The sequence below is a fragment of the Kitasatospora sp. NPDC058046 genome, assembly GCF_042885595.1.
Lineage (GTDB): Bacteria > Actinomycetota > Actinomycetes > Streptomycetales > Streptomycetaceae > Kitasatospora.
The window spans coordinates 1-19467 of sequence record NZ_JBHVRS010000043.1 but is presented as its reverse complement, the minus strand read 5'-3'; the positions used below and the strand labels follow the sequence as shown (position 1 = coordinate 19467).

The window sequence follows — 19467 nt, the reverse complement described above, 5'->3', positions numbered from 1 at the left end:
GTGCCCGGATCAGTGCCCCCGGTCCGCGGGTCCGCTGGAATCCTCGGCATGACGAACCATCGGGAACCCAGGGTGGAGCGGGGCGCCGCCGAACCGCACGGCGTGGTGGAGCTGCACGACGTCCGCAAGGTGCACGGCAGCGGCGAAGGGGCGGTGACCGCGCTCGACCGGGTCACGCTCGGCTTTCCGCGCGGCACCCTGACCGCGATCATGGGGCCCTCCGGCTCCGGGAAGTCCACGCTGCTCCAGTGCGCCGCCGGACTGGACCGGCCCACCGGCGGCCGGGTGCTGCTGGCCGGCCTCGACCTCGGCGCCCAGAGCGAGCGCCGCCGCACCGAACTGCGGCGCGGGCGGATCGGCTTCGTGTTCCAGGCGTACAACCTGGTCGAGTCGCTGACCGCCGCCCAGAACGTCGAACTGCCCGCGCGCTTCGCGGGCCGCCGGAAGGGCGGGACCGTCGGCCGCGAGGAGGTGGCCGCCGCGCTGCGCGCCGTCGGGCTGGCCGAGCGCGCCGGGCACCGGCCGAGCCGGCTCTCCGGAGGCCAGCAGCAGCGCGTCGCCCTGGCCCGCGCCCTGGTCACCCGCCCCGACGTGCTCTTCGCCGACGAGCCCACCGGCGCCCTGGACACCCGGACCTCCGGCGAAGTCCTGCGCCTGCTGCGGCGGTTGGTGGACGAGCAGGCGCAGACCACGGTCATGGTCACCCACGACCCGGCAGCCGCCGCCGTCGCCGACACCGTGGTCTTCCTCCAGGACGGCCGGATCGCCGACCGGCTGGACCTCGACGGCGACCACGCCCGCGCCGCCGCCGCCGCCGCCGTCGCGGCCCGCATGGCCCGGCTGGAGGCGTGATGCTGATCGTCGCCAACGTCCGTGAGCGCTGGTCGAGCCACCTCGCGTGCTGGCTCGCCGTGCTGGTCGGCGTCGGGCTGATCACCGCCACGCTGACCGTCCACGAGTCCGCCCGGCCCGCCGTCCAGCCCCGCCTCTCCGCCGCCACCGCCCTGGTGCTCCCGCCGCAGGCCACCGGCCGCGGCGGCAGTGCTGAGGACCGCGTCCCGTGGAACGCCGCCGAGGCGGGGGCCCTGACCGACCGGCTGCGCGCGGCGCCCGGCGTGGCGGCCGTCGTGGTGGACCGCGCCTTCTACGCTCAGGCCGTCCGGGACGGCAGGCCGGTCCCCGACGAGGGCGCGGCCGAGGCGGGCCACGGCTGGTCCTCGGCGCGGCTGGCCCCCTACCGGCTGCTCACCGGCCGCGGGCCGGAGGCCGCTGACGAGGTGGTGGTCGACCGGTCCCTCGGCGTCCCGGCCGGCGCCCGGCTGACCGTCAACCTCACCGCCGGGCGTACCGAGTTCACCGTCGTCGGCACGGTGGACGGCCCCGGGTACTACCTCAGCGACGCCGCCGCCGCGCAGCGCGACCCGGGCGTCCGGACGATCGCCCTGCTCCCCGCCCCCGACACCCCGCCCGCCTGGCCGCGGCCGCCCGTACGGCCGTCGGCGACCGGGCGGCCGTGGTCACCGGCGACGGCCGCGCCGCGCTCCAGCCCCGCCACGTCGAGCACCGGCGCTTCCTCGGCACCCAGGTGATCGCCGCGCTGGCCACCCTCGGCCTGTTCACCACCGGCTTCGTGGTCGCCTCGATGCTCGTCCTCGCCACCGGCCTGCGGCGGCGCGAACTCGGCCTGCTGCGCGTCCTCGGCGCCACCCCGGGCCAACTGCGCCGGATGGTGCTCGGCGAGGCCGCGCTGGTCGGCCTGCTCGGCTCGGCGGCGGGCTGCCTCGCCGGGCTCGCGGCCGCCCCGCTGCTGCGGGACGCCCTGCTGCGCCTGGACGTCGCCCCGCCGGGGCTCACCGTGCGGGTGACGGCCTGGCCGCTGCTCACCGCCGCCGCGACCGGCGTCGGCGTCAGCGTGCTCGGCGCCTGGGCGGCGAGCCGCCCCGCCGCCCGGGTGGCGCCACTGCAGGCGCTGCGCGAAAGCCGCAAGGGGGAAGGGCAGTTGGGCCGCACCCGGCTGATCGGCGGACTGGCGGTGCTCGGCCTCGGCACCGGTTGCGCGGTGCTCACCGCGACCGCCGCCGCGGACCGCCGGATCAGCCTGGCGATCACCGCCACCATGCTGCTGATCGCGGCGGCCGCCCTGCTCGCCCCGGTCCTGGTCGGCCCGGTGGGCCGGGTAGTGACCGCACCACTGCGACGGCTCGGTACGGCCGGCCCGCTGCTGCTGCGGGCCGGGCTGACGGCGGGCGTGTCCCGCGCCGCCGCGGCGGCGGCACCGGTGATCGCGGCGGTCGGCTTCGCCGTGCTGCTCAGCGGCGCGGTGGAGACGATGCGGGCGGCCTACCCGGCCGGCCAGGCGCTGCGGCTCTCCGGCCAGGCGATCGTCACCAACGACGGCACCCCGGGCCTCACCGACGAGGCGGTCGACGCCCACCCGGTCGGCAAGGCCGCCCTGCCGACCCGGGCCTTCGTCCACCGCGCCGACGGGACGACCGTCGTGATCGACGCCCTCGGCTCCCGCGACCCGGCCTGGAGCCGGCCCGGCGAGGCGGTGCTGGGAACGTCCATGGCGCGTTGGCTGGGCGTGACGGCCGGGCAGCAGTATCCGGTCCGCTTCGCCGACGGGGCGACCGTCCCGCTGCTCATCGCCGGGATCCTGCCGGACGACCCGGCCCGCGGCGACTTCGTCCTCGCCCGGAGCCTGGTCCGCGGCCACGACCCGGCCGCGCTGGGCGACGACCTGTTCGTCCCGTCGGAGGCGGACCCGGTGGCGGTCGTCCCGGGCACGGCCGTCCACGACGCCGTCCGCTACGCCCTGGACGACTACGACACCGACGCCCGGCTGACCGACAGCCTGGCCGCCATGCTGATCGCCGTGGCCGTCGGCTACAGCGCGATCGCCACCGCGAACAGCACCGCCCTGTCCGCCCACGGCCGGCGCCGCGACCTCGCCGTGCTGCGCTCGACCGGCGGCACCGTCCGCCAACTGGTCCTGCTGGCCGCGAGCGAGGCGGCCGTGGTGACCGCGATCGGCACCCTGCTGGGACTGCTGGCCACCCTCCCGCCGCTGGCCGGTCTCGCCTCCGGCCTCGCCCAGAGCACCGGAGCCCCGGTCACGCTCCACCTGGACCCGGCGGCGCTGGCCTCCGTGGTCCTCGCCTGCCTGCTGCTGTCGGGCACGACCGCCGGCCTGGTGACCTGGCGGGTGCTGCGCCGGGCCTGAGGAACCGGCCCCGCGGGGCCCCGGCGCCTCAGGGGTTGGCCGGGAGGGCCGGGGCGCGGCGGGGCTGGGGTGGGAGGGGGAGGGTGAGGGCTTCGCGGGAGGCGGGTGGGAGGGCGAGGGCGGAGGCGGTTTCGGCGGGGAAGGGGTGGAGGCCGAGGAGGGCGGTGGTGAGGCGGGTGGTGGCGCGGTGCCAGTCGGGGAGGCGCTGGAGCATGGCGTGGCCGCTGCCGGTGACGGTGTAGCCGCAGACCCGGGCGCCCGCGGCGCGGCTGCGGGCGGCGAAGGCGCGGGTTTCGGCGGGCGGGGTGACGGTGTCGCGGTCGCCGTGCAGCAGGAGGACGTCCCGCCCGGCGAGTTGGTCGCACGGGTCCTCGGGCGGGCACCACGGTGCGAGGGCGACCAGGCCGGTGACGGAGGGGTGTCCGCCGGCCTGGAGGGCGGCGCGCCCGCCCATCGAGTGGCCGACCAGGACGGTCGGCACCGGCCCGAGCAGCGCGGTGAGTTCGTCGAGCGCGGCGGTCGCGTCCCGTGCGGCGTCGGCCCGTTCGCCGTTCCAGCCGCGGTGGCGGTAGCGGACGGTGCCGATGGCGACCCCGTCCCGCGCGGTCGCCCTGGTGAGCGCGCGCAGGAAGCCGTGCATCCGCAGCAGCGGGAGGTTGAGGCGCCCGGGCCGGGCGACGTTGTGCTCCTCGCCGCCGTGCAGGACCAGGACGGCGGCCCGGGCCGCTTCCGGTCGGACCCGCCAGTGCAGCGCCCGGTGGTCCACCGCGTGCTCCGCCGCCGTACCGCCCACTTGCCGCACCGTCCCGTCCGTCCCGCCCCGTGGCCCGTCCCCCCGAACCGCCACTGTACGCGTGCGGACGGCCGGAGCATTCACCCGAGGGGACCATCCCGGACACCGGGCGCGCGCGGCCGGGGCGGGCGCCTGCTATCCACGAAGGGTGGGGGGCCGAAGCGCCCGCTCGTGGCGCCGTGTCACCGAGTGGAGGACTCCGTGGCTCAGCAGCTCGCACTGTCCGTCGATTTCGGGTCGGGCTTCACCGAGGCCTGGTCGAAGATCGCCAAGGTCATTCCGCAGTTCATCGCCTTCCTGGCGATCCTGGTCGTCGGCTGGTTCGTGGCCAAGGCGATCGCCAAGATCCTCGACCGGGTGCTGCGCAGGGTCGGCTCGGAACGGGTCGCGGAGCGGTCCGGAGTGGCCGCCCACCTGCAGGGTTCCAAGTACGACATGACCGGCATCATCTGCAAGGTCGTGTACTACATCGTCCTGCTGATGGCCCTGCAGCTGGCGTTCGGCGTCTTCGGCTCGAACCCGATCAGCACGATGATCCACAGCATCGTCGCCTGGCTGCCGCGCGGCATCGTCGCCGTGGTGATCGTGGTGGTCGCGATGGCCATCGCCAACGCGGTGCGCGACATCGTGGGCAGCACGCTCTCCGGCGCCTCGTACGGCCGGACGGTCTCCACCCTGGTCTGGGCGTTCATCGTCGGCCTCGGCGTGATCGCCGCGCTGGGCCAGGCCGGGATCGCCACCTCGATCACCGGGCCGGTCCTGATCGCCGCGCTCGCCACCATCGCCGGTGTGCTGGTGGTCGGTGTCGGCGGCGGCCTGATCATCCCGATGCGCCAGCGCTGGGAGCGGTGGCTGGACGGCGCCGAGCGGGAGACCGCCCGGCTGCGCGGCACCGCCTACCAGGCCGGCCGCTCCGACGCGCTGTCCAACCAGCCGGTCCGGCCGACCACCCAGACCGGTCCGGGCACCCCGCCCGCGCCGGGCATCGAGGGCGACCAGAACCGGTAGCCCGCCGCACCGGGCGGTCCGGGAGGGCCTGCCGGGGCTCAGACCCCCAGCAGGCCCTGCTCGCGGACCAGCCAGCAGATCGCGGTGAGCCGGATCACGGCGTAGTCGTGGCCGACCGGCTCCCGCCAGCCGATCTCGGCGAGCGCGTCCAGGAAACCCAGCGCGTAGTCCGACAACTCCTCACGGTCCAGGGGCCGGGGCGCGAGCTCCGGCCCCTGCGCGTACAGCAGCTCCCGCAGCATCGCCGCGTGCTGGTCGACCGCCGCGACGAAACCGGGCTCGAAGGCGAACTCGGCCAGCCGGGGCGTGAAGGCCGTCACGATGCCGGGCAGCGGACAGCCGGCCGGCTCGTCGGGGGAGCGCCGGAAGGACTCGTCGGGGGTCGCGAACATCCGTCCACGGTAGGCGACCCTCCGAGCGGGAACGGGCGCCCGTGACGGTTCCGTACTGAGACCTTGGCCACCCCTGCCGCCCCACCCGGCCGGATCGGAAACGGTCCGTGGCGCGGCGGACGCGCTGTGCCGATCACCGGTCGGTCCGTACCAGAATGGCCGGCATGGATCTCCGCGTCTTCACCGAACCCCAGCAGGGTGCGAGTTACGACACCCTCCTCAAGGTCGCCCGCACCGCCGAGGAGCTCGGGGCCTTCAGCGCCTTCTTCCGCTCCGACCACTACCTGAAGATGGGCGACGTCGACGGCCTGCCCGGGCCCACCGACGCCTGGATCACCCTGGCCGGCCTCGCCCGCGACACCAGCACCATCCGCCTGGGCACCCTGATGACCGCCGCCACCTTCCGGCTGCCGGGCGTCACCGCGATCCAGGTCGCCCAGGTGGACGCGATGAGCGGTGGCCGGGTCGAGTTCGGCCTCGGCGCCGGCTGGTACGAGGCCGAGCACACCGCGTACGGCATCCCCTTCCCGAAGGAGAAGTTCGGGCGGCTGGAGGAGCAGCTGGCGATCATCACCGGGCTGTGGAACACCAAGCTCGGCGACACCTTCGACTTCGCCGGCGAGTACTACACGCTGACCGACTCGCCGGCCCTGCCCAAGCCCGCCCAGGAGCACGTCCCGGTGCTGGTCGGCGGCCTCGGCCCCAAGCGCACCCCGGCCCTGGCCGCCCGCTTCGCCGACGAGTTCAACCTGCCGTTCGCCTCGGTGGACGACACCGCGGCCCAGTTCGGCCGGGTCCGCGCCGCCGTCGAGGCGGCCGGGCGCTCCGCCGACGACCTGGTCTACTCCAACGCCATGGTGGCCTGCGTCGGCCGCGACGACGCCGAGGTCGCCCGCCGGGCCGCCGCGATCGGCCGCGAGGTCGACGAGCTGAAGGAGAACGGCCTGGCCGGCACCCCGGACGAGGTGGTCGAGAAGATCGGCCGGTACGCGGCGGTCGGCAGCGAGCGGTTCTACCTCCAGATCCTCGACCTGGACGACCTCGACCACCTGGAGCTGATCGCCTCCCGGATCGCCCCGCAGCTGGGCTGACACCCGCCGCCGGGCCTCGACGCCGCCACGCTCCGGGCCCGGCCGCGGTCGTCCGTACCCGCTCCGACCTCCGCCCTTTACTCGTTCTTGGGAATGAGCGATGCTCCTCGAAGGGGAACGGCGGGGGGAGACCGGGTGAGTGGGACGCGAACGGTGCGGACGGCGGCGGCGCCGAGGGTGCCGCCGCCGCGCACCGCAGGGGAACGGGTCGTCCTGCCCGCCTCCTACGAGCCGTCCGACCCGTCCGCGCCGCACGACCCGAGCGCCCGGCACGAGCTGCGCGGGCCCGGGCCGGCGGTCCTGCGCTACCCGGCCGGGGACCTGCTGGTCGTCACCGGCCTGCCCGGCAGCGGCAAGAGCACCCTGATGCGCCGCTGCGTCCGCGCCCCGCTGATCGACTCCCAGCTCGTCCGCGAGGAGTACGCGGCCCGGCTGCCCGGCCGCCTGCCGTACGCGCTCTACCGCCCGCTGGCCCGGCTCGCCCACTACCTGCGGTTACGCCGGGCCGTGCTGGACGGCGGGCCGCTCGCGGTGCACGACTGCGGCACCCAGCCCTGGGTGCGGGCCTGGCTGGTGCGGGCCGCCGCCCGGCAGGGCCGCCGGGTGCACCTGCTGCTGCTCGACGCCGACCCGGCCGAGGCGCTGGACGGGCAGCGGCGGCGCCGGCGCGGCGTCTCGCGCTACGCCTTCGCCCGGCACCAGGCCGCCGTCGCCCGGCTGCGCCGCCGGATCCTGGAGGCCGGACGGCTGCCCGCCGGCTGTGCGTCGGCCGTGGTACTCGACCGGGCCGCCGCGCGCGCCCTGCGGGGGATCGACTTCACGGCGTCGTAGTCTCGGCGGGTCCGCGCCGGGCGCCGGCGGGTCCGGCCGGAGCAGGCCACGGGCGCGGCCGACACCCCGTCAACTCCCCTGTCAGGAGCGCTGATGCGCCGTACTGCCCGGGTGCGCTCGCGTGCCCCACGCCTGTTCCCCTGCGCCGCCGCGCTGGTCGCCGCGGCCGGTCTGAGCCAGTTCGCCGCACCGGCCGCGCAGCGCGCCGCCGTCGCTCCGGCGGTGGAGCGGTGCGCGGACGACGGCGTCGGTCCGGACGACGTCGTCGGTGCGGGCGGTGTCGCGGCGCGGCTGCCGGCCGGCAGCCGGCCGGACCGGGACCCGAACGCGGTCAGCCCCCGGCAGGCCCGGGCGATGCAGGCGGACCTCGCCCAGCGGCTCGCCGAACTGGGCGTCGGCCGGGTCCGGTCCGCCGCCCCGACCACGATCCCGGTCTACTTCCACGTGATCCACGACGGCGACGAGGGGCGGCTGGACGCGGCCGCCGTCGCGGGCCAGATCGACCACCTCAACGAGAGCTACGGCGGCCAGGGCGAGGGCAACGTCCCGAGCCCGTTCCACTTCGAACTGGTCGGCACCGACTGGAGCGACAACGCCTCCTGGTACACCGGCATGACCCCGGGCTCCTCGGCCGAGCAGGCGATGAAGACCGCCCTGCGCAAGGGCGACCAGGGCACCCTCAACCTCTACACCGCCCGGCTCGGCGACTCCCTGCTCGGCTGGTCGACCTTCCCGAACGCCTACCGGACGCACCCGACCGACGACGGCGTGGTGGTGCTCGACGCCTCCCTGCCGGGCGGCTCCGCCGTCCACTACGACGAGGGCGACACCGCGACCCACGAGATCGGCCACTGGCTCGGCCTCTTCCACACCTTCCAGAACGGCTGCCGGGCCCCGGGCGACTACGTGGAGGACACTCCGGCCGAACGCACCGCCGCCTCCGGCTGCCCCGAGGGCCGGGACACCTGCCCCGGCCCGGGGCTCGACCCGATCCACAACTTCATGGACTACAGCTACGACTCCTGCATGACCGGGTTCACCCCGGGACAGGTCCAGCGGATGGCCAACATCTGGGCAGCCTACCGGAGTTGACGGTGACAGCGGATCAGCAGCGCACCACGAGGTAGAGCAGCGTCCGGTCGCCGGAGGCCCGGAACTCGTACGCCAGGTACTCCAGGGCGGAGGCGTCCAGCCAGGCGGCCGGCCGCTCCTCGGGGGTGAGCAGGGCGGGCACGAAGACGCCCGGGGAGGCCTCGTGCAGCCGGCCCCACAGGCCCAGCGTCATCTCGTCCGCGTCGACCGCCAGCCGCTTCGCCAGCCGCCGGTCCACCGGGCCGCGGGCCAGCCGCCAGTAGCGCCCCCCGGCGTCCACGAAGCCGCCCGACGCGAGCGGGTCGTCGAGGTTCCAGTACTCGTGCTCCTCCTTCGGCGGCAGGGCGGCCAGGACTTCGGCGAAGCCGCCGGCGCGGCGGCGGGGCTTGTGCGGCATCCGGGGATCCTCGCAGGCGTCGCGGGCCGCGCGCACTGGAATTGAATGCGGCGGGCCGCTTCCGGCGTGGCAGATACCGACCGTTTGTCCGATTTGATCTATGTTCGGAGGGTCGGGACCGATCAGGAGCAACCGAAGGAGCAAGGGCATGAGTGCCAATCCCCGGATCGTCGTCGGCGTGGACGGCTCGCCCGCCTCGGAGCAGGCGCTGCGCTGGGCGATCGACTACGCGCGGGCCGTCGGCGGGACGGTCCACGCGATCGCCGCCTGGGAGTACCCGGCCTTCTACGGCTGGGCCGGCGCGGGCGTGCCGACCGTCGAGGCCTTCAACCCCGAGGAGCTCGCCGGGAAGACCCTCAGCGAGACCGTCGCCAAGGTGGCCGGCGACGACGCCGGCGTGCGGATCACCGAGAGCGTGATGCCCGGCAACGCCGCCCAGGCGCTGCTGGAGGCCGCCAAGGGCGCCGCGCTGCTCGTCGTCGGCAGCCGCGGCCTGGGCGGCTTCTCCGGCGTGCTGCTCGGTTCGGTCAGCCGCCACCTCACCGAGCACGCGCCCTGCCCGGTGGTCGTGGTGCGCGAGGCCCACGGCGCCGCCGAGCAGTCGGAGTAGCGCACCCGGGGGCGGTGCCCCGGCGGGCCGCCGCGCGGACCAGAATGGAGGCATGCCAGAAGGTGACTCCGTCTACCGCGTGGCGGCCCACTTGCACGAGGCCCTCGCCGGACAGCCGCTGACCAGCGCCGACCTGCGGGTGCCCGCGCACGCCACCGCCGACCTCACCGGCCGCCGGGTGCTGGAGGTCGCCCCGCGCGGCAAGCACCTGCTCGCCCGCTTCGAAGGCGGCCTCACCCTGCACACCCACTTGAGGATGGACGGCCGTTGGGTGGTCTACCGGCCCGGCGAGCGGTGGACCGGCGGCCCGGAGTGGCAGATCCGCGCCGTCCTCGGCACCGACCGGGGCACCGCCGTCGGCTACCGGCTGCCCGTCGTGGAACTGCTGCGCACCGCCGACGAACGGCGGATCGTCGGCCATCTCGGCCCCGACCTGCTCGGCTCCGACTGGGACCCGGTCGAGGCGGTCCGCCGGCTCCTCGCCCGCCCGGGGCGCCCGGTCGTCGAGGCCCTGCTCGACCAGCGCAACCTCGCCGGGATCGGCAACGTCTACGCGAACGAGCTGTGCTTCGTCGCGGGCGTGACGCCGTGGACCGAGGTCGGCGAACTCCCGCACCCCGACCGGCTGGTGGAGCGCGCCCGGCAGATGCTGGAGGCCAACAAGCTGCGCCCCGGCCACATCACCACCGGCGACACCCGGCCCGGCTACCAGCACTGGGTCTACGGCCGGGCCGGACGGCCCTGCCCGCGCTGCGTCACCCCCGTCGTCACCGGGCGCCAGGGCTCGCCGCCGCGCGACCGGACGGTGTTCTGGTGCCCGTACTGCCAGCGCGGCCCGGCCCCGGAGGTCACGGCCGCTCGACCAGCGCGGGGTGGCGCGGGTCGTCCACCCGGACGGTGACGTCGGCCGTCGCGGCGGGCCCGGTCTCCGCCTCGTAGCGGGCGAAGGCGGGCAGCGTCCACTGCTGGTCGGCCGGGGTGCGGCGGGCCAGCGCGGCCGGGCCGAGCGCCAGGTGGACGGTCAGCTCCAGCGGCAGCCAGCGGCCGAGCAGCAGCGCGCCGTCCAGCAACAGCACGCCGCCGGGCGGGAGTTCGGTGTACGGGGCGCGGGTCGACCGGTCGGTGGCCGGGTCGCGCAGGGAGGGCAGGACGCGGCCGCTGCCGCCCGGCTCCAGCGGGTCGAGCACCTCGCGGGCCAGGGCGCCGTCGTCCAGCCAGAGGTCGTGGAAGGCGTCCGCGTCCTGGTGGCCGTACTCCAGCCGGATCGAGGCCGGGCGCAGGAAGCCGTCGGCCGAGACCCGCAGCGTCGGGTGGCCGCGCAGCCGCAGCGGCTTCACCAGCGCGTCGGCGAGCGCCCCGGGGCGGGCGGCCGGCGCGCCGTCCACGGCCACCCGCAGGCGCCGGCCGCGGGCGTCGGGCAGGGCGGCGATGCGGTCGGCGAGCAGCTCGGCCAGGTTGTCGGGGGAGATCGGGCGTACCTGCATCGGGCCGTCCTGCCGTGTCGTAGGGGGCGCTCAGTTCAGGGGGAGGGCGTGCAGGACGTCGTCGTGGCCCGCGTAGAGGCGGGTGCCGTCGAACTGGTGGGCCGCGTCGGTGGCGAGGGTCCAGACGTCCTTCCCCGGACCGGAGTCGTGGAAGGTCCACCCCAGCTCGCCGGTCGCGGGGTGGATCGCGCTGACCCCGCCGGCCGCCGTACCCGGGACGAACAGCGTGTCCCTGGCGACCAGCGGACGGCTGCGGCGGTCCAGCGGGAACGGCAGCCGGCAGGACCAGAGCTCCGCGCCGGAGGACAGGTCGAGGCAGCTGACGACACCCTGGTCCCACGGGACGTACACCCGGCCGCCGTGTTCGAGGGGCGGCAGCGCCCGCCAGGACTCGCCCCGGTGGGGCGCGTAGGTCCAGCCCGGCTCGCCGGCGGGAAGCAGCCTGCGCACGCCGCCGTTGCCGTCCGGGACGAAGAAGCCCCCCGAGCCGGCGACGCACCAGCGCAGGTCCTCCTCACCGGGGGCGGTCCACAGCTCGCGGCCGGTGGCGGCGTCCCGGGCCACCACCTCGGCGCGGCCGCCGAGGAAGCGGAGGCAGGCGAGGAGGCCGCCTCCGATGTGGGTGGCGGGCGTGACCGGCTGCTCCGTCTGCTCGGTGCGGACGGACCAGAGCAGGGAGCGGTCGGTGACCCGCAGCGCGAAGAGGCGGTTCTCCGTCCGGGTGCCGTCGGACCGCGGGCGGCCCCAGGCGTAGCCGTAGAGGATGCCGGGGGCCTGGCGGTCGTAGCCGGCGAGGCGGACCTGCCCCTGGAGCTCGTCGGGCAGCGGCAGGCTCCAGTCGCCGGCCGGGTCGGTGAAGTGCCGGGCGTCGAGGTGGCCCTCGTAGATCGTGAAGAGGTGGTCGGGCCCGACCACCACCTTGCCGAGCACGTCGCCGTCGATGGGCCAGCTGCGGGCGGCCGGCGGGTCGAAGACCAGCAGCCGGGCGGCGGTGCCCTTCTCGTGGTCGAGGACCTGCAGGCCGTTCCTGGAGAGGTAGACCGGGTGGCTCGGCGGGTCGGTGAGGCGCTCCGGGGTCATCGCCTCCGGGCCGCGGTACGTCCAGAGCGGCGTCGGCCCGGACAGCGCGGTCGGGACCGGCCCGGTCGGCCCGGGCGAGGGGAAGGCCCCGCCGACACCCGAACGGCCGAACGCCCAGGCGGCCCCGCCCGCCGCGAGCACCCCGGCCCCGAGCAGCAGCCGGCGCCGGCTCGGCCGCGCGCGCTCCCCGCCGCCCGCGATCACGTCCTCGGGGGCCCCGCCGCCGTCCGTCTCCTCGTCCCACTGCCACGCCGTCCCGCTCGCGGGACCCCCGGACGACGACTGCATACGGCTCTCGCTTCCCCACCGGCGGCCCCACGCCGCCACCCGCCCGGAGAATATCGAACAGTCCGCTATGCATACGAAATGGTGGAAGAGGTGGGGAAAGCGGATCACGCAGGCGGGTGGTCGGCGAGGTCGGCGAGGACGTCGGCGTGGCAGGGGAGCGGGGCGCACCAGCAGCCGAGGCGGTGGCCGCGCAGGGGTGGGACGAGGGCGAGCAGGTCGGGGTGGGCGAGCAGGTGGGCGCGGTACCTGGCGACCATCTCCTCGCGGGTGAGGTCCGGGCCGGGGCGGTACGGGCAGTGCAGCGGGGACTCGGCGAGGTGCCAGCCGCCGCGGTGCATGGCGCGGCCGACGTAGACGACGTCGCGGTACCCGGGGTCGTCGCGGTGGCCCTTGAGGTTGACCACGGTGGTGCGGCGGGGTTCGCTCGGCATGCCGTCCATGCTGGCGCACGGCGGGCCCCGGGGCAGCCCGGGGCCGGTGCGGGCTCGCCTTGACACCGGTGCGGGCCGGGCGTAGCAAAAGAGCATGCGCCATCCGCACGCGACCGGCGGGGCCCCTGGGGCGCGGCCGGGCCCGGACCGGCCGCCGGAGCCCGGGGCCGGCGCGGAGACCGGCCGGGCGGCCCCGCCGTCCGTCCGGGAGACGGCCCGGCGGGCGGACCACCGGCGCGACGAGCTGCTCGCCCTGGCCGCGCGCCGGGTGCTGGAGTCGACCGGGGCGTACGGCTCGCTGGTGTACCTGCGCTCGCGGGACCGCCGCTCGCTGGTGCTGCGCACCATCGCGGGCGTGCCGCTGTCGGTGATGGGCCCGTTCCGGCGGGTGGCCGCCGCGGGGCCGCTGCCGGTCGCGGTCGCCTTCCGGACCGGGCGAGCCGTCGTCCTCACCGACGCCGAGGACACCATGCGGCGCTTCCCGCAGCTCGCGGTCGGCCTGCCGTACGACTTCGTCTCCGCCTGCGAGCCGGTGGGGCGCGGCGGGGAGCGGTTCGGGGTGCTGACCGCGCTGTGGCCGGCCTCGGACGACGGGGTGGCGGCGCCGGCGGCCCGGCGGCTGGCCGAGGCGGCCGCCCAACTGGCCGACGGCCTGGCCGGGTTGGCGGAGTCCGGGCAGTCGGTGGAGCCGGGCTGCGAGGCGGCCGTGGTGGAGCTGCCGCCGCCGTCGGTGCCGACCACCCGGGTCGGGATGTTCGACTGGGACGTGGCCACCGGGTCGCTCGCCGCCGACACCCAGTTCCTGGAGATCTTCGGCTTCGGACCCGGGGAGTTCGACGGCACGGTGGCCGCCCTGGGCCGTCGCGTCGCCCCCGGAGACCTGCCCGGGTTCCGGGCCGCCGCCCGGATCGCGCTGGAGCGCGGCGAGGTGCTGGCCGCCCGGGTCCGGGTGCTCGGCCCGGACGGCCTGCCGTACCCGGTGGAGCTGTGGGCCCGGGTGCCCCGGGCGATCTCCGACGGCCGGACCCACCTGGTCGGCGCGGTGCTGGACCTCCGGAGCCTGACCGCCGCCGCGGCCGCCGTCGACCGGCTGCCCGAGGGCGTGTTCGCGCTCGACCAGGACGGCCGGATCGGCTACGCCAACCGCGCCGTCGAGCCGCTGCTCCGGGCCCGCCGCGAGGACCTGGTCCACCGCCCCCCGTGGGAGGCGCTGCCCTGGCTCGCCGACCCCTTCTACGAGAACCGCTACCGCGCCGCCCAGCTCTCCCAGCGGCCCACCGCCTTCCTGGCCGCCCGACCGCCGGACGGCTGGCTCGCCTTCTCGCTCTACCCGGACCCGCACGGCGTCACCGCCCGGGTGGTCACGGCCGAGGCCCCGCCCGGCGCCGCCGAACCGGCCGCCGTCCCGCCGCCGCCCGCCGCCCGCACGGGGATGGGCGGCACCCACCACCTGCTCCAACTGGCCAGCGCGCTCACCGAGGCGGTCACCGTCCGGGACGTCTGCCGGGCGGTGGCCGAGGAACTCCTGCCGGCCTTCGGCGGCCAGGAGCTCGCCATCTACGCGGTGCGCGAGCAGCGGCTGCACCTGCTCTCGCAGACCGGCTACCCGGACGGCTTCCTGGACGCCTTCGAGGGCATCCCGATGGACACCCGGGTGCCCGGCGCGGAGACGCTCCGCACCGGCACCCCGGTCTTCTTCGAGTCGGTGCGCGAACTCGCCGCCACCTACCCCGGCCTGGCCCTGGACGAGATGGGCGCCTGGGCCTTCCTGCCGCTGATCGCCTCCGGCCGTCCGGTCGGCACCTGCATCGTCGGCTTCGACCTGCCGCGCCCGTTCACCGTGGAGGAGCGCGGCCTGTTCACCGCGCTCGGCGGCTTCATCGCCCAGGCCCTGGAGCGCGCCCGGCTGTACGACGCCGAGTTCGCCCTGGCCCGCGGCCTGCAGCAGGCGCTGCTGCCGCACCGGCTGCCCGAGGTGCCCGGCATCCGGATCACCGCCCGCTACCTGCCCGGCACCCAGGGCATGGAGATCGGCGGCGACTGGTACGACGCGATCGTCACGGGCGAGGACGTCACCCTGGTGATCGGCGACGTCGAGGGCCACAGCGTCGGCGCGGCCGCCACGATGGGACAGCTGCGCAGCGCCGTGCGCGCCTTCGCCACCGGCGGCGACCCGCCCGACGAGGTGCTCGCCCGCACCAACCGGCTGCTGCTCGACCTCGACCCCGGGCTGCTCGCCAGCTGCTGCCTGGTCCGGCTCACCCCGGCCGTCGGGCTCGGCCGGATCGCCCGGGCCGGGCACCTCCCGCCGGTGCTGCGCCACCCCGGTGGGCGGGCCGAGGCGCTGTACGTCCCGGGCGGGCCGCTGCTCGGGGTGGACGAGCGGGCCGACTACCCGGTCAGCGACCTGCGGCTGGGCAGCGGGGCGGTGCTCGCCCTCTACACCGACGGGCTGGTGGAGGACCCGGCGGTGGCGATCGACCAGGGCGTGGACCGGCTGCGGGCCGCGCTGGCCCGGGCGGTGACGGGGGAGGGACTGGAGCAGGCGGCCGAGCGGCTGCTGCGCGAGGTCGGCTCCGCCCGCCGGGTGGACGACGTGGCGCTGCTGCTCACGGCCTTCGGCTGAGCGGCCGCGCCGTTCGGACCCGGCGGCCGCGTCGTGCGGACCGGGCGGGCAGGCCACCGGGACGGGGCCGACCAGGCGACTTTCGTCGGCGGGGGCGGCGACGAAGGAGGACGGCGGACGACCCGGCCGGACCGATAGCCTCGACGGGTGGAAGCGATCGCGCGGGCCTGGAACACGGCGGTACGGACGGCGCTGCCGGGGCCCTGGCGGCCCCGGCGGGTCGTGGGCGAGGCGCTGCTCGCCCTGTTGATGGGCGGCTTCGCCGCGCTGATGGAGCTGCTCTCCAACACCGGCCAGGCGGTGCTCGTCGGCGTCGGGGTCGCGGTGGCGTGGGTGCTGCGCAAGGGACTGCCGGCCACCGTGCTGGTCGTCGTCGCGGCCGCCGCCGGCTGGGCGGTCGGCCCGATCCCGATGCTGGTCTGCGCGGGCTGGACGGCCGGGGCGCGGATCCGCCGGGTCTGGTCGCTGGTCGGCACCTTCGTGGTGGGCTGGGCGCTGTTCACCATGACGGGGGTTCTGAAGGAGGGCGCCTCGCTCTCGCCGAAGCTGGTGCTGCCGCTGTCCTTCGGGGCCTTCCTGGTGGTGGCCGTGCTGCCCGCGCTCTACGGCCGCTACCGGGCGCAGCGCCGCGCCCTGCTGGACGCGCTGCGCGAGCGCAACGAGCAGCTGCTGCGCGAGCGGGTCATGGTGGTGCACCAGGCGCGGCTGCGCGAGCGGCACCGGATCGCCCAGGACATGCACGACAGCCTGGGCCACCAGCTGGCGCTGATCTCGGTGCACTCGGGCGCGCTGGAGGTGGACCGGACGCTCACCGACCGGCAGCGCGAGGCGGTCGGGGTGCTGCGGCAGGCGGCGGTCGCGGCGATGCGCGAGCTGCGCGAGGTGGTCGGGGTGCTGCACGACGAGTCGACGGCGGTGCCGGCCGCCGCCCCGGCGCCCGGCGGGGTGCCCACCGCCGGGTCGGCGGCCACCGGGGCGGGTGCCGGGGCGCCGGCCCGGGGCGGGGTGGACGGGATCGAGGGATTGGTGGAGTCCTCCCGGGCGGCCGGGGCCGGGATCGACCTCACCGTGGAGGGGGAGCGGCGTCCGCTGGCGGCCGCCGTCGACCACGCGGCGTACCGGATCGTGCAGGAGGCGCTCACCAACGCGCACAAGCACGCCCCCGGCGCGCCGATCGGCGTCGCGCTGCGGTACGAGCCGGACGCGCTGGTGGTGGAGGTCACCAACGCCCGCGCGCCGGAGCTCGTGGGGGCACGCGTCGGGGTGGGCGCGGCCGTCAGCGGCGGTCAGGGGCTGACCGGCCTGCGGGAGCGCGCCCGGTTGGTCGGCGGCATGGTGCACGCCGGGCCCACGCCGGAGCAGGGCTTCCGGCTGGCGGCGGTGCTCCCCTATGAAGGGGAGGAGCAGGCCGCGACGGCGGACGGGGCTGAGGACTGGATGCTGGACGGCCTGCCGCCCGTCGAGGAGCCGGAGCGCAAGCGGCGCAGTCCGGCGATGGGCTGCGCCCTCGGGGTGGTCGCGATCGCGGTGACCGTGCTCGGCCTGGCGGTCTGGGGCGTGGTCGCCTTCGTCAAGGGCACCAACGACGCGACCGTGCAGCAGCCGATGTACGACCAGATCAGGGTGGGCACCGCCGAGTCCGAGGTGCTGCAGACGCTGCCGCGCGGCAACGACTTCATCACCGACACGTATAAGGGGACAGGGCCGGAGATCCCGGAGGGCGCGCGCTGCCGCTGGTTCGTCCTGAACGGTGCGCCCGGCGCCGGCTGGAACGAGGAGCACGTGGCGCGATTCTGCTTCCGGGACGGGGCACTGGTGGAGAAACAGGAGTACGTGGCCAAGGGCTGAGTGACCCCGTGCGCGGGCGGGTGCCCCGGCCGGGCGGGCCGGGCCGGTTTCGGATCACGCTGGTCCGGATCGGGGTGGTTCGGAACGGTCCTGCCGGGATGTGAGGATGGGTGCCGCAGCCCACAGCACCGTTCGAGGGGAATGACCAGCGTGATCCGAGTCCTCGTCGCCGACGACGAGCCGCTGATCCGGGCCGGAATCAGGATGATCCTCGGTTCCGCCGAGGACATCGAGGTGGTCGCGGAGGCCGCCGACGGGCGGGAGGCGCTGGAGCTCGCGCGGGCGCACCGGGTGGACGTGGTGCTGCTGGACATCCAGATGCCGGTGATGGACGGGCTGACGGCGCTCGGGGAACTGGCGAAGGTCGCCCCCGGCGCGCGGGCGCTGATCCTCACCACCTTCGGGGAGCGCGAGAACGTCCTGCGCGCCGTGACCGAGGGCGGTGCCGGCTTCCTGCTCAAGGACACCGCACCGCACGAGCTGATCCAGGCCGTCCGGGCGGCGGCGGGCGGGAACGCCTTCCTCTCGCCGGCCGCGACCCGGCACATCGTCGACTCGCTGGCCTCCGGGCGCAGCGCCTCGCTGGCCGCCCGCGCCGTCGCGGCGCGGCGTCGGCTGGAGGTGCTCACCCCGCGCGAGCTGGAGGTGTTGGCCCTGCTCGGAGAGGGTCTGTCCAACGCCGACGCGGGGGCGCGGATCCACATGAGCGAGGCGACGGTGAAGACCTACGTCAGCCGGATCCTGGCCAAGCTGGGCTGCGACAACCGGGTCCAGGCGGCCCTGTTGGCGCGGGACGCGGAGCTCGACGGCCGTCGCTGAGGGTGTTCGCGTGGTCGCCGTACGTGTCGGACGTGACGGATGCCACTCGATGGCGGCGCGGAACCGGGAACTCCGGGTGCGGTGGTGACGGTGCGTCAGCTGACGGTTCCTCCGCGTGGATGGTGTGACGGCTTTCTCGGGCGGACAGGTGTGAGTGAGGGCACGGAATTTGACCGTTTGATCTTGGAAATCTGGTCAAAAATGGTCAAATCGGGCATGATTTTTTGACCCGTACCGCCGGTAACAGTCAACTGACCTGCGACGTCGAAGAATTGCTTGCTGCGTCCGGGTGATGCCCCCTAGCTTCATTGGCGGCGCAACGAGCGCCACCCGGGTTCACCCCGACGCACTGCCCGCCGACTGACCCGCGGCGTGAGGGCGGTGCCCGCCGACGAGACCGGCTCGAACAGGCCGTCGGCGTGCGGAGGTGACCGGGGCGGCACGACACGTCCGACACGTGTCCGGCCGCCCGTCGAGTGAGGTGAGCGAAAGACTGCCGGCCCATGTCCCGGGCCTGGTTCCGCATGCCCACCCGGGACTTGTCGAGAGGAACTGTATGAATCCCCGTCACGAGACCGCCGCTGCCACCGACACCACCGCCACCACCAAGCGCCACCGCGTGCGGATGGCGGTCCTCGCGGGCGCCGCCGTCGCGGCCCTGCCGGTGGCCGGCCTCGTCACGGCCACCTCGGCCTCCGCCGCTACCTCCTCGACCTGGGACGCCGTCGCCCAGTGCGAGAGCGGCGGGAACTGGAGCACCAGCACCGGCAACGGCTTCCACGGAGGACTGCAGTTCAGCCCGTCCACCTGGGCCGCGTACGGCGGGACCGCGTACGCCTCCCAGGCCAACAAGGCGACCAAGGCGCAGCAGATCGCCGTCGCGGAGAAGGTCCTCGCCTCGCAGGGTGCGGGCGCCTGGCCCGTCTGCTCGCAGAGGGCGGGCCTGGGCAAGGGCGGCGCCCCGGCCGTCGCCGACACCTCGGGCGGCACGGCGGCCAAGGCGGCCAAGCCCGCCGCCAAGCCGGCCACGAAGGCCGCCAAGCCCGCGGCCAAGCCCGCCGCCAAGCTGGCGGCCGCGCAGCAGGCGCCCAAGGGGCAGCCCTCGGCCAAGCCGGCGCAGTCCGCGCCGGTCGCGCCGAAGAACACCGCCGCGGGCGGCTACACCGTCAGGAGCGGTGACACCCTGAGCGACATCGCGGCCAAGTTCGGCACCGACACGGACAGCCTGTACCAGAAGAACCTGCGCACCATCGGCGCCGACCCGGACCTGATCTTCCCGGGCCAGACGCTGACCGTCTGACCGTCTGACCGACTGACGGCTGTCCGACCGGCCGAGCGGCCGCCCCCATCAGGGCGGCCGCGCGGGCCGGGCCCGCCGGGTGGGGGGGCCGTAGCGGGGGCCCCCGGCCGGGGGCCCGGGGGGGGACCGCGCCCACCCGGGGAGAGGGCCCACC

At 75.9% G+C, this 19467-nt stretch carries 19 protein-coding genes; 13 read left to right on the top strand and 6 right to left on the bottom strand.

Annotated features, from left to right (window positions below):
- Positions 1–48: 48 nt before the first annotated feature.
- The 3 genes from ACFVU7_RS43550 to ACFVU7_RS43540 are packed head-to-tail and all read left to right on the top strand — an operon-like array spanning position 49 to position 3223.
- Complete coding sequence (locus ACFVU7_RS43550; protein WP_388052135.1) at positions 49–852, top strand: ABC transporter ATP-binding protein; 804 nt, start codon at positions 49–51, stop codon at positions 850–852.
- Positions 852–1589 (top strand): ABC transporter permease, encoded by a 738-nt coding sequence (locus ACFVU7_RS43545; protein WP_388052133.1) that lies wholly within the window; start codon positions 852–854, stop codon positions 1587–1589. Before ACFVU7_RS43550 ends, ACFVU7_RS43545 begins: the two co-directional genes overlap by 1 nt.
- Complete coding sequence (locus ACFVU7_RS43540; RefSeq protein WP_388052131.1) at positions 1514–3223, top strand: FtsX-like permease family protein; 1710 nt, start codon at positions 1514–1516, stop codon at positions 3221–3223. The genes ACFVU7_RS43545 and ACFVU7_RS43540 overlap by 76 nt, the downstream gene beginning before the upstream one ends.
- Positions 3224–3251: 28 nt before the next feature.
- On the opposite strand, the gene ACFVU7_RS43535 is transcribed toward ACFVU7_RS43540, so the two are convergent.
- Positions 3252–4016, bottom strand: a complete 765-nt coding sequence (locus tag ACFVU7_RS43535; RefSeq protein WP_369808358.1) for an alpha/beta hydrolase — start codon at positions 4014–4016, stop codon at positions 3252–3254.
- 201 nt (positions 4017–4217) lie between these two features.
- Between ACFVU7_RS43535 and ACFVU7_RS43530 the strand changes: the two genes are divergently transcribed.
- On the top strand, positions 4218–5024 hold the full coding sequence (locus ACFVU7_RS43530) for a TM helix repeat-containing protein (protein WP_049659068.1): 807 nt from the start codon (positions 4218–4220) through the stop codon (positions 5022–5024).
- Between the two features lie 38 nt (positions 5025–5062).
- On the opposite strand, the gene ACFVU7_RS43525 is transcribed toward ACFVU7_RS43530, so the two are convergent.
- Positions 5063–5416: a DUF6401 family natural product biosynthesis protein gene (locus ACFVU7_RS43525; protein ID WP_049659067.1), complete on the bottom strand. Its 354-nt coding sequence runs from the start codon at positions 5414–5416 to the stop codon at positions 5063–5065.
- A gap of 164 nt (positions 5417–5580) precedes the next feature.
- Here ACFVU7_RS43525 and ACFVU7_RS43520 point away from each other — a divergent pair, with 164 nt between their 5' ends.
- From ACFVU7_RS43520 to ACFVU7_RS43510, 3 genes are all read left to right on the top strand, one after another.
- Positions 5581–6507 (top strand): LLM class F420-dependent oxidoreductase, encoded by a 927-nt coding sequence (locus ACFVU7_RS43520; protein WP_049659071.1) that lies wholly within the window; start codon positions 5581–5583, stop codon positions 6505–6507.
- Positions 6508–6642: 135 nt separating this feature from the next.
- Positions 6643–7338 carry an AAA family ATPase gene (locus tag ACFVU7_RS43515; protein WP_388052128.1) on the top strand — a complete coding sequence of 232 codons (696 nt, stop codon included), beginning with the start codon at positions 6643–6645 and terminating at the stop codon, positions 7336–7338.
- 93 nt (positions 7339–7431) lie between these two features.
- Positions 7432–8430, top strand: a complete 999-nt coding sequence (locus ACFVU7_RS43510; protein WP_388052125.1) for a zinc metalloprotease — start codon at positions 7432–7434, stop codon at positions 8428–8430.
- Between the two features lie 13 nt (positions 8431–8443).
- On the opposite strand, the gene ACFVU7_RS43505 is transcribed toward ACFVU7_RS43510, so the two are convergent.
- Positions 8444–8827 carry a hypothetical protein gene (locus ACFVU7_RS43505; protein WP_117492876.1) on the bottom strand — a complete coding sequence of 128 codons (384 nt, stop codon included), beginning with the start codon at positions 8825–8827 and terminating at the stop codon, positions 8444–8446.
- A 148-nt stretch (positions 8828–8975) separates the two neighbouring features.
- On the opposite strand from ACFVU7_RS43505, the gene ACFVU7_RS43500 reads away from it, so the two are divergent.
- Positions 8976–9437 (top strand): universal stress protein, encoded by a 462-nt coding sequence (locus ACFVU7_RS43500; protein WP_049659205.1) that lies wholly within the window; start codon positions 8976–8978, stop codon positions 9435–9437.
- 52 nt (positions 9438–9489) lie between these two features.
- Entirely contained in the window at positions 9490–10338 is an 849-nt protein-coding gene (locus tag ACFVU7_RS43495; protein ID WP_049659204.1) for a DNA-formamidopyrimidine glycosylase family protein, read from the top strand.
- Here ACFVU7_RS43495 and ACFVU7_RS43490 read toward each other — a convergent pair.
- From ACFVU7_RS43490 to ACFVU7_RS43480, 3 genes are all read right to left on the bottom strand, one after another.
- Complete coding sequence (locus ACFVU7_RS43490; protein WP_388052122.1) at positions 10286–10921, bottom strand: uridine kinase; 636 nt, start codon at positions 10919–10921, stop codon at positions 10286–10288. The two genes, ACFVU7_RS43495 and ACFVU7_RS43490, sit on opposite strands and share 53 nt — an antisense overlap.
- Before the next feature lie 30 nt (positions 10922–10951).
- Positions 10952–12289, bottom strand: a complete 1338-nt coding sequence (locus ACFVU7_RS43485) for a PQQ-binding-like beta-propeller repeat protein (RefSeq protein WP_117492878.1) — start codon at positions 12287–12289, stop codon at positions 10952–10954.
- A 104-nt stretch (positions 12290–12393) separates the two neighbouring features.
- Complete coding sequence (locus ACFVU7_RS43480; protein ID WP_117493083.1) at positions 12394–12720, bottom strand: DUF4326 domain-containing protein; 327 nt, start codon at positions 12718–12720, stop codon at positions 12394–12396.
- Between the two features lie 94 nt (positions 12721–12814).
- Here ACFVU7_RS43480 and ACFVU7_RS43475 point away from each other — a divergent pair, with 94 nt between their 5' ends.
- The 4 genes from ACFVU7_RS43475 to ACFVU7_RS43460 all read left to right on the top strand — a co-directional run bounded on the left by ACFVU7_RS43475 (position 12815) and on the right by ACFVU7_RS43460 (position 19313).
- On the top strand, positions 12815–15346 hold the full coding sequence (locus tag ACFVU7_RS43475; RefSeq protein WP_388052119.1) for a SpoIIE family protein phosphatase: 2532 nt from the start codon (positions 12815–12817) through the stop codon (positions 15344–15346).
- Between the two features lie 147 nt (positions 15347–15493).
- Positions 15494–17194, top strand: coding sequence for a sensor histidine kinase (locus ACFVU7_RS43470; protein WP_388052116.1), 1701 nt, complete (start codon positions 15494–15496; stop codon positions 17192–17194).
- Positions 17195–17344: 150 nt separating this feature from the next.
- A complete protein-coding gene (locus tag ACFVU7_RS43465) occupies positions 17345–18013 on the top strand; it encodes a response regulator transcription factor (RefSeq protein ID WP_049652130.1) in 669 nt (222 codons plus the stop codon).
- 556 nt (positions 18014–18569) lie between these two features.
- Positions 18570–19313 carry a transglycosylase family protein gene (locus tag ACFVU7_RS43460; RefSeq protein ID WP_074005763.1) on the top strand — a complete coding sequence of 248 codons (744 nt, stop codon included), beginning with the start codon at positions 18570–18572 and terminating at the stop codon, positions 19311–19313.
- The last annotated feature ends 154 nt before the right edge of the window (positions 19314–19467 follow it).

Bases quoted from the DNA above. Each gene is read 5' to 3' on its own strand.
- ACFVU7_RS43550 (WP_388052135.1), top strand. From the start codon at position 49: ATGACGAACCATCGGGAACCCAGGGTGGAGCGGGGCGCCGCCGAACCG.
- ACFVU7_RS43545 (WP_388052133.1), top strand. From the start codon at position 852: ATGCTGATCGTCGCCAACGTCCGTGAGCGCTGGTCGAGCCACCTCGCG.
- ACFVU7_RS43525 (WP_049659067.1), bottom strand. From the start codon at position 5,416: ATGTTCGCGACCCCCGACGAGTCCTTCCGGCGCTCCCCCGACGAGCCG.
- ACFVU7_RS43520 (WP_049659071.1), top strand. From the start codon at position 5,581: ATGGATCTCCGCGTCTTCACCGAACCCCAGCAGGGTGCGAGTTACGAC.
- ACFVU7_RS43510 (WP_388052125.1), top strand. From the start codon at position 7,432: ATGCGCCGTACTGCCCGGGTGCGCTCGCGTGCCCCACGCCTGTTCCCC.
- ACFVU7_RS43505 (WP_117492876.1), bottom strand. From the start codon at position 8,827: ATGCCGCACAAGCCCCGCCGCCGCGCCGGCGGCTTCGCCGAAGTCCTG.
- ACFVU7_RS43500 (WP_049659205.1), top strand. From the start codon at position 8,976: ATGAGTGCCAATCCCCGGATCGTCGTCGGCGTGGACGGCTCGCCCGCC.
- ACFVU7_RS43495 (WP_049659204.1), top strand. From the start codon at position 9,490: ATGCCAGAAGGTGACTCCGTCTACCGCGTGGCGGCCCACTTGCACGAG.
- ACFVU7_RS43490 (WP_388052122.1), bottom strand. From the start codon at position 10,921: ATGCAGGTACGCCCGATCTCCCCCGACAACCTGGCCGAGCTGCTCGCC.
- ACFVU7_RS43485 (WP_117492878.1), bottom strand. From the start codon at position 12,289: ATGCAGTCGTCGTCCGGGGGTCCCGCGAGCGGGACGGCGTGGCAGTGG.
- ACFVU7_RS43480 (WP_117493083.1), bottom strand. From the start codon at position 12,720: ATGCCGAGCGAACCCCGCCGCACCACCGTGGTCAACCTCAAGGGCCAC.
- ACFVU7_RS43475 (WP_388052119.1), top strand. From the start codon at position 12,815: ATGCGCCATCCGCACGCGACCGGCGGGGCCCCTGGGGCGCGGCCGGGC.
- ACFVU7_RS43460 (WP_074005763.1), top strand. From the start codon at position 18,570: ATGAATCCCCGTCACGAGACCGCCGCTGCCACCGACACCACCGCCACC.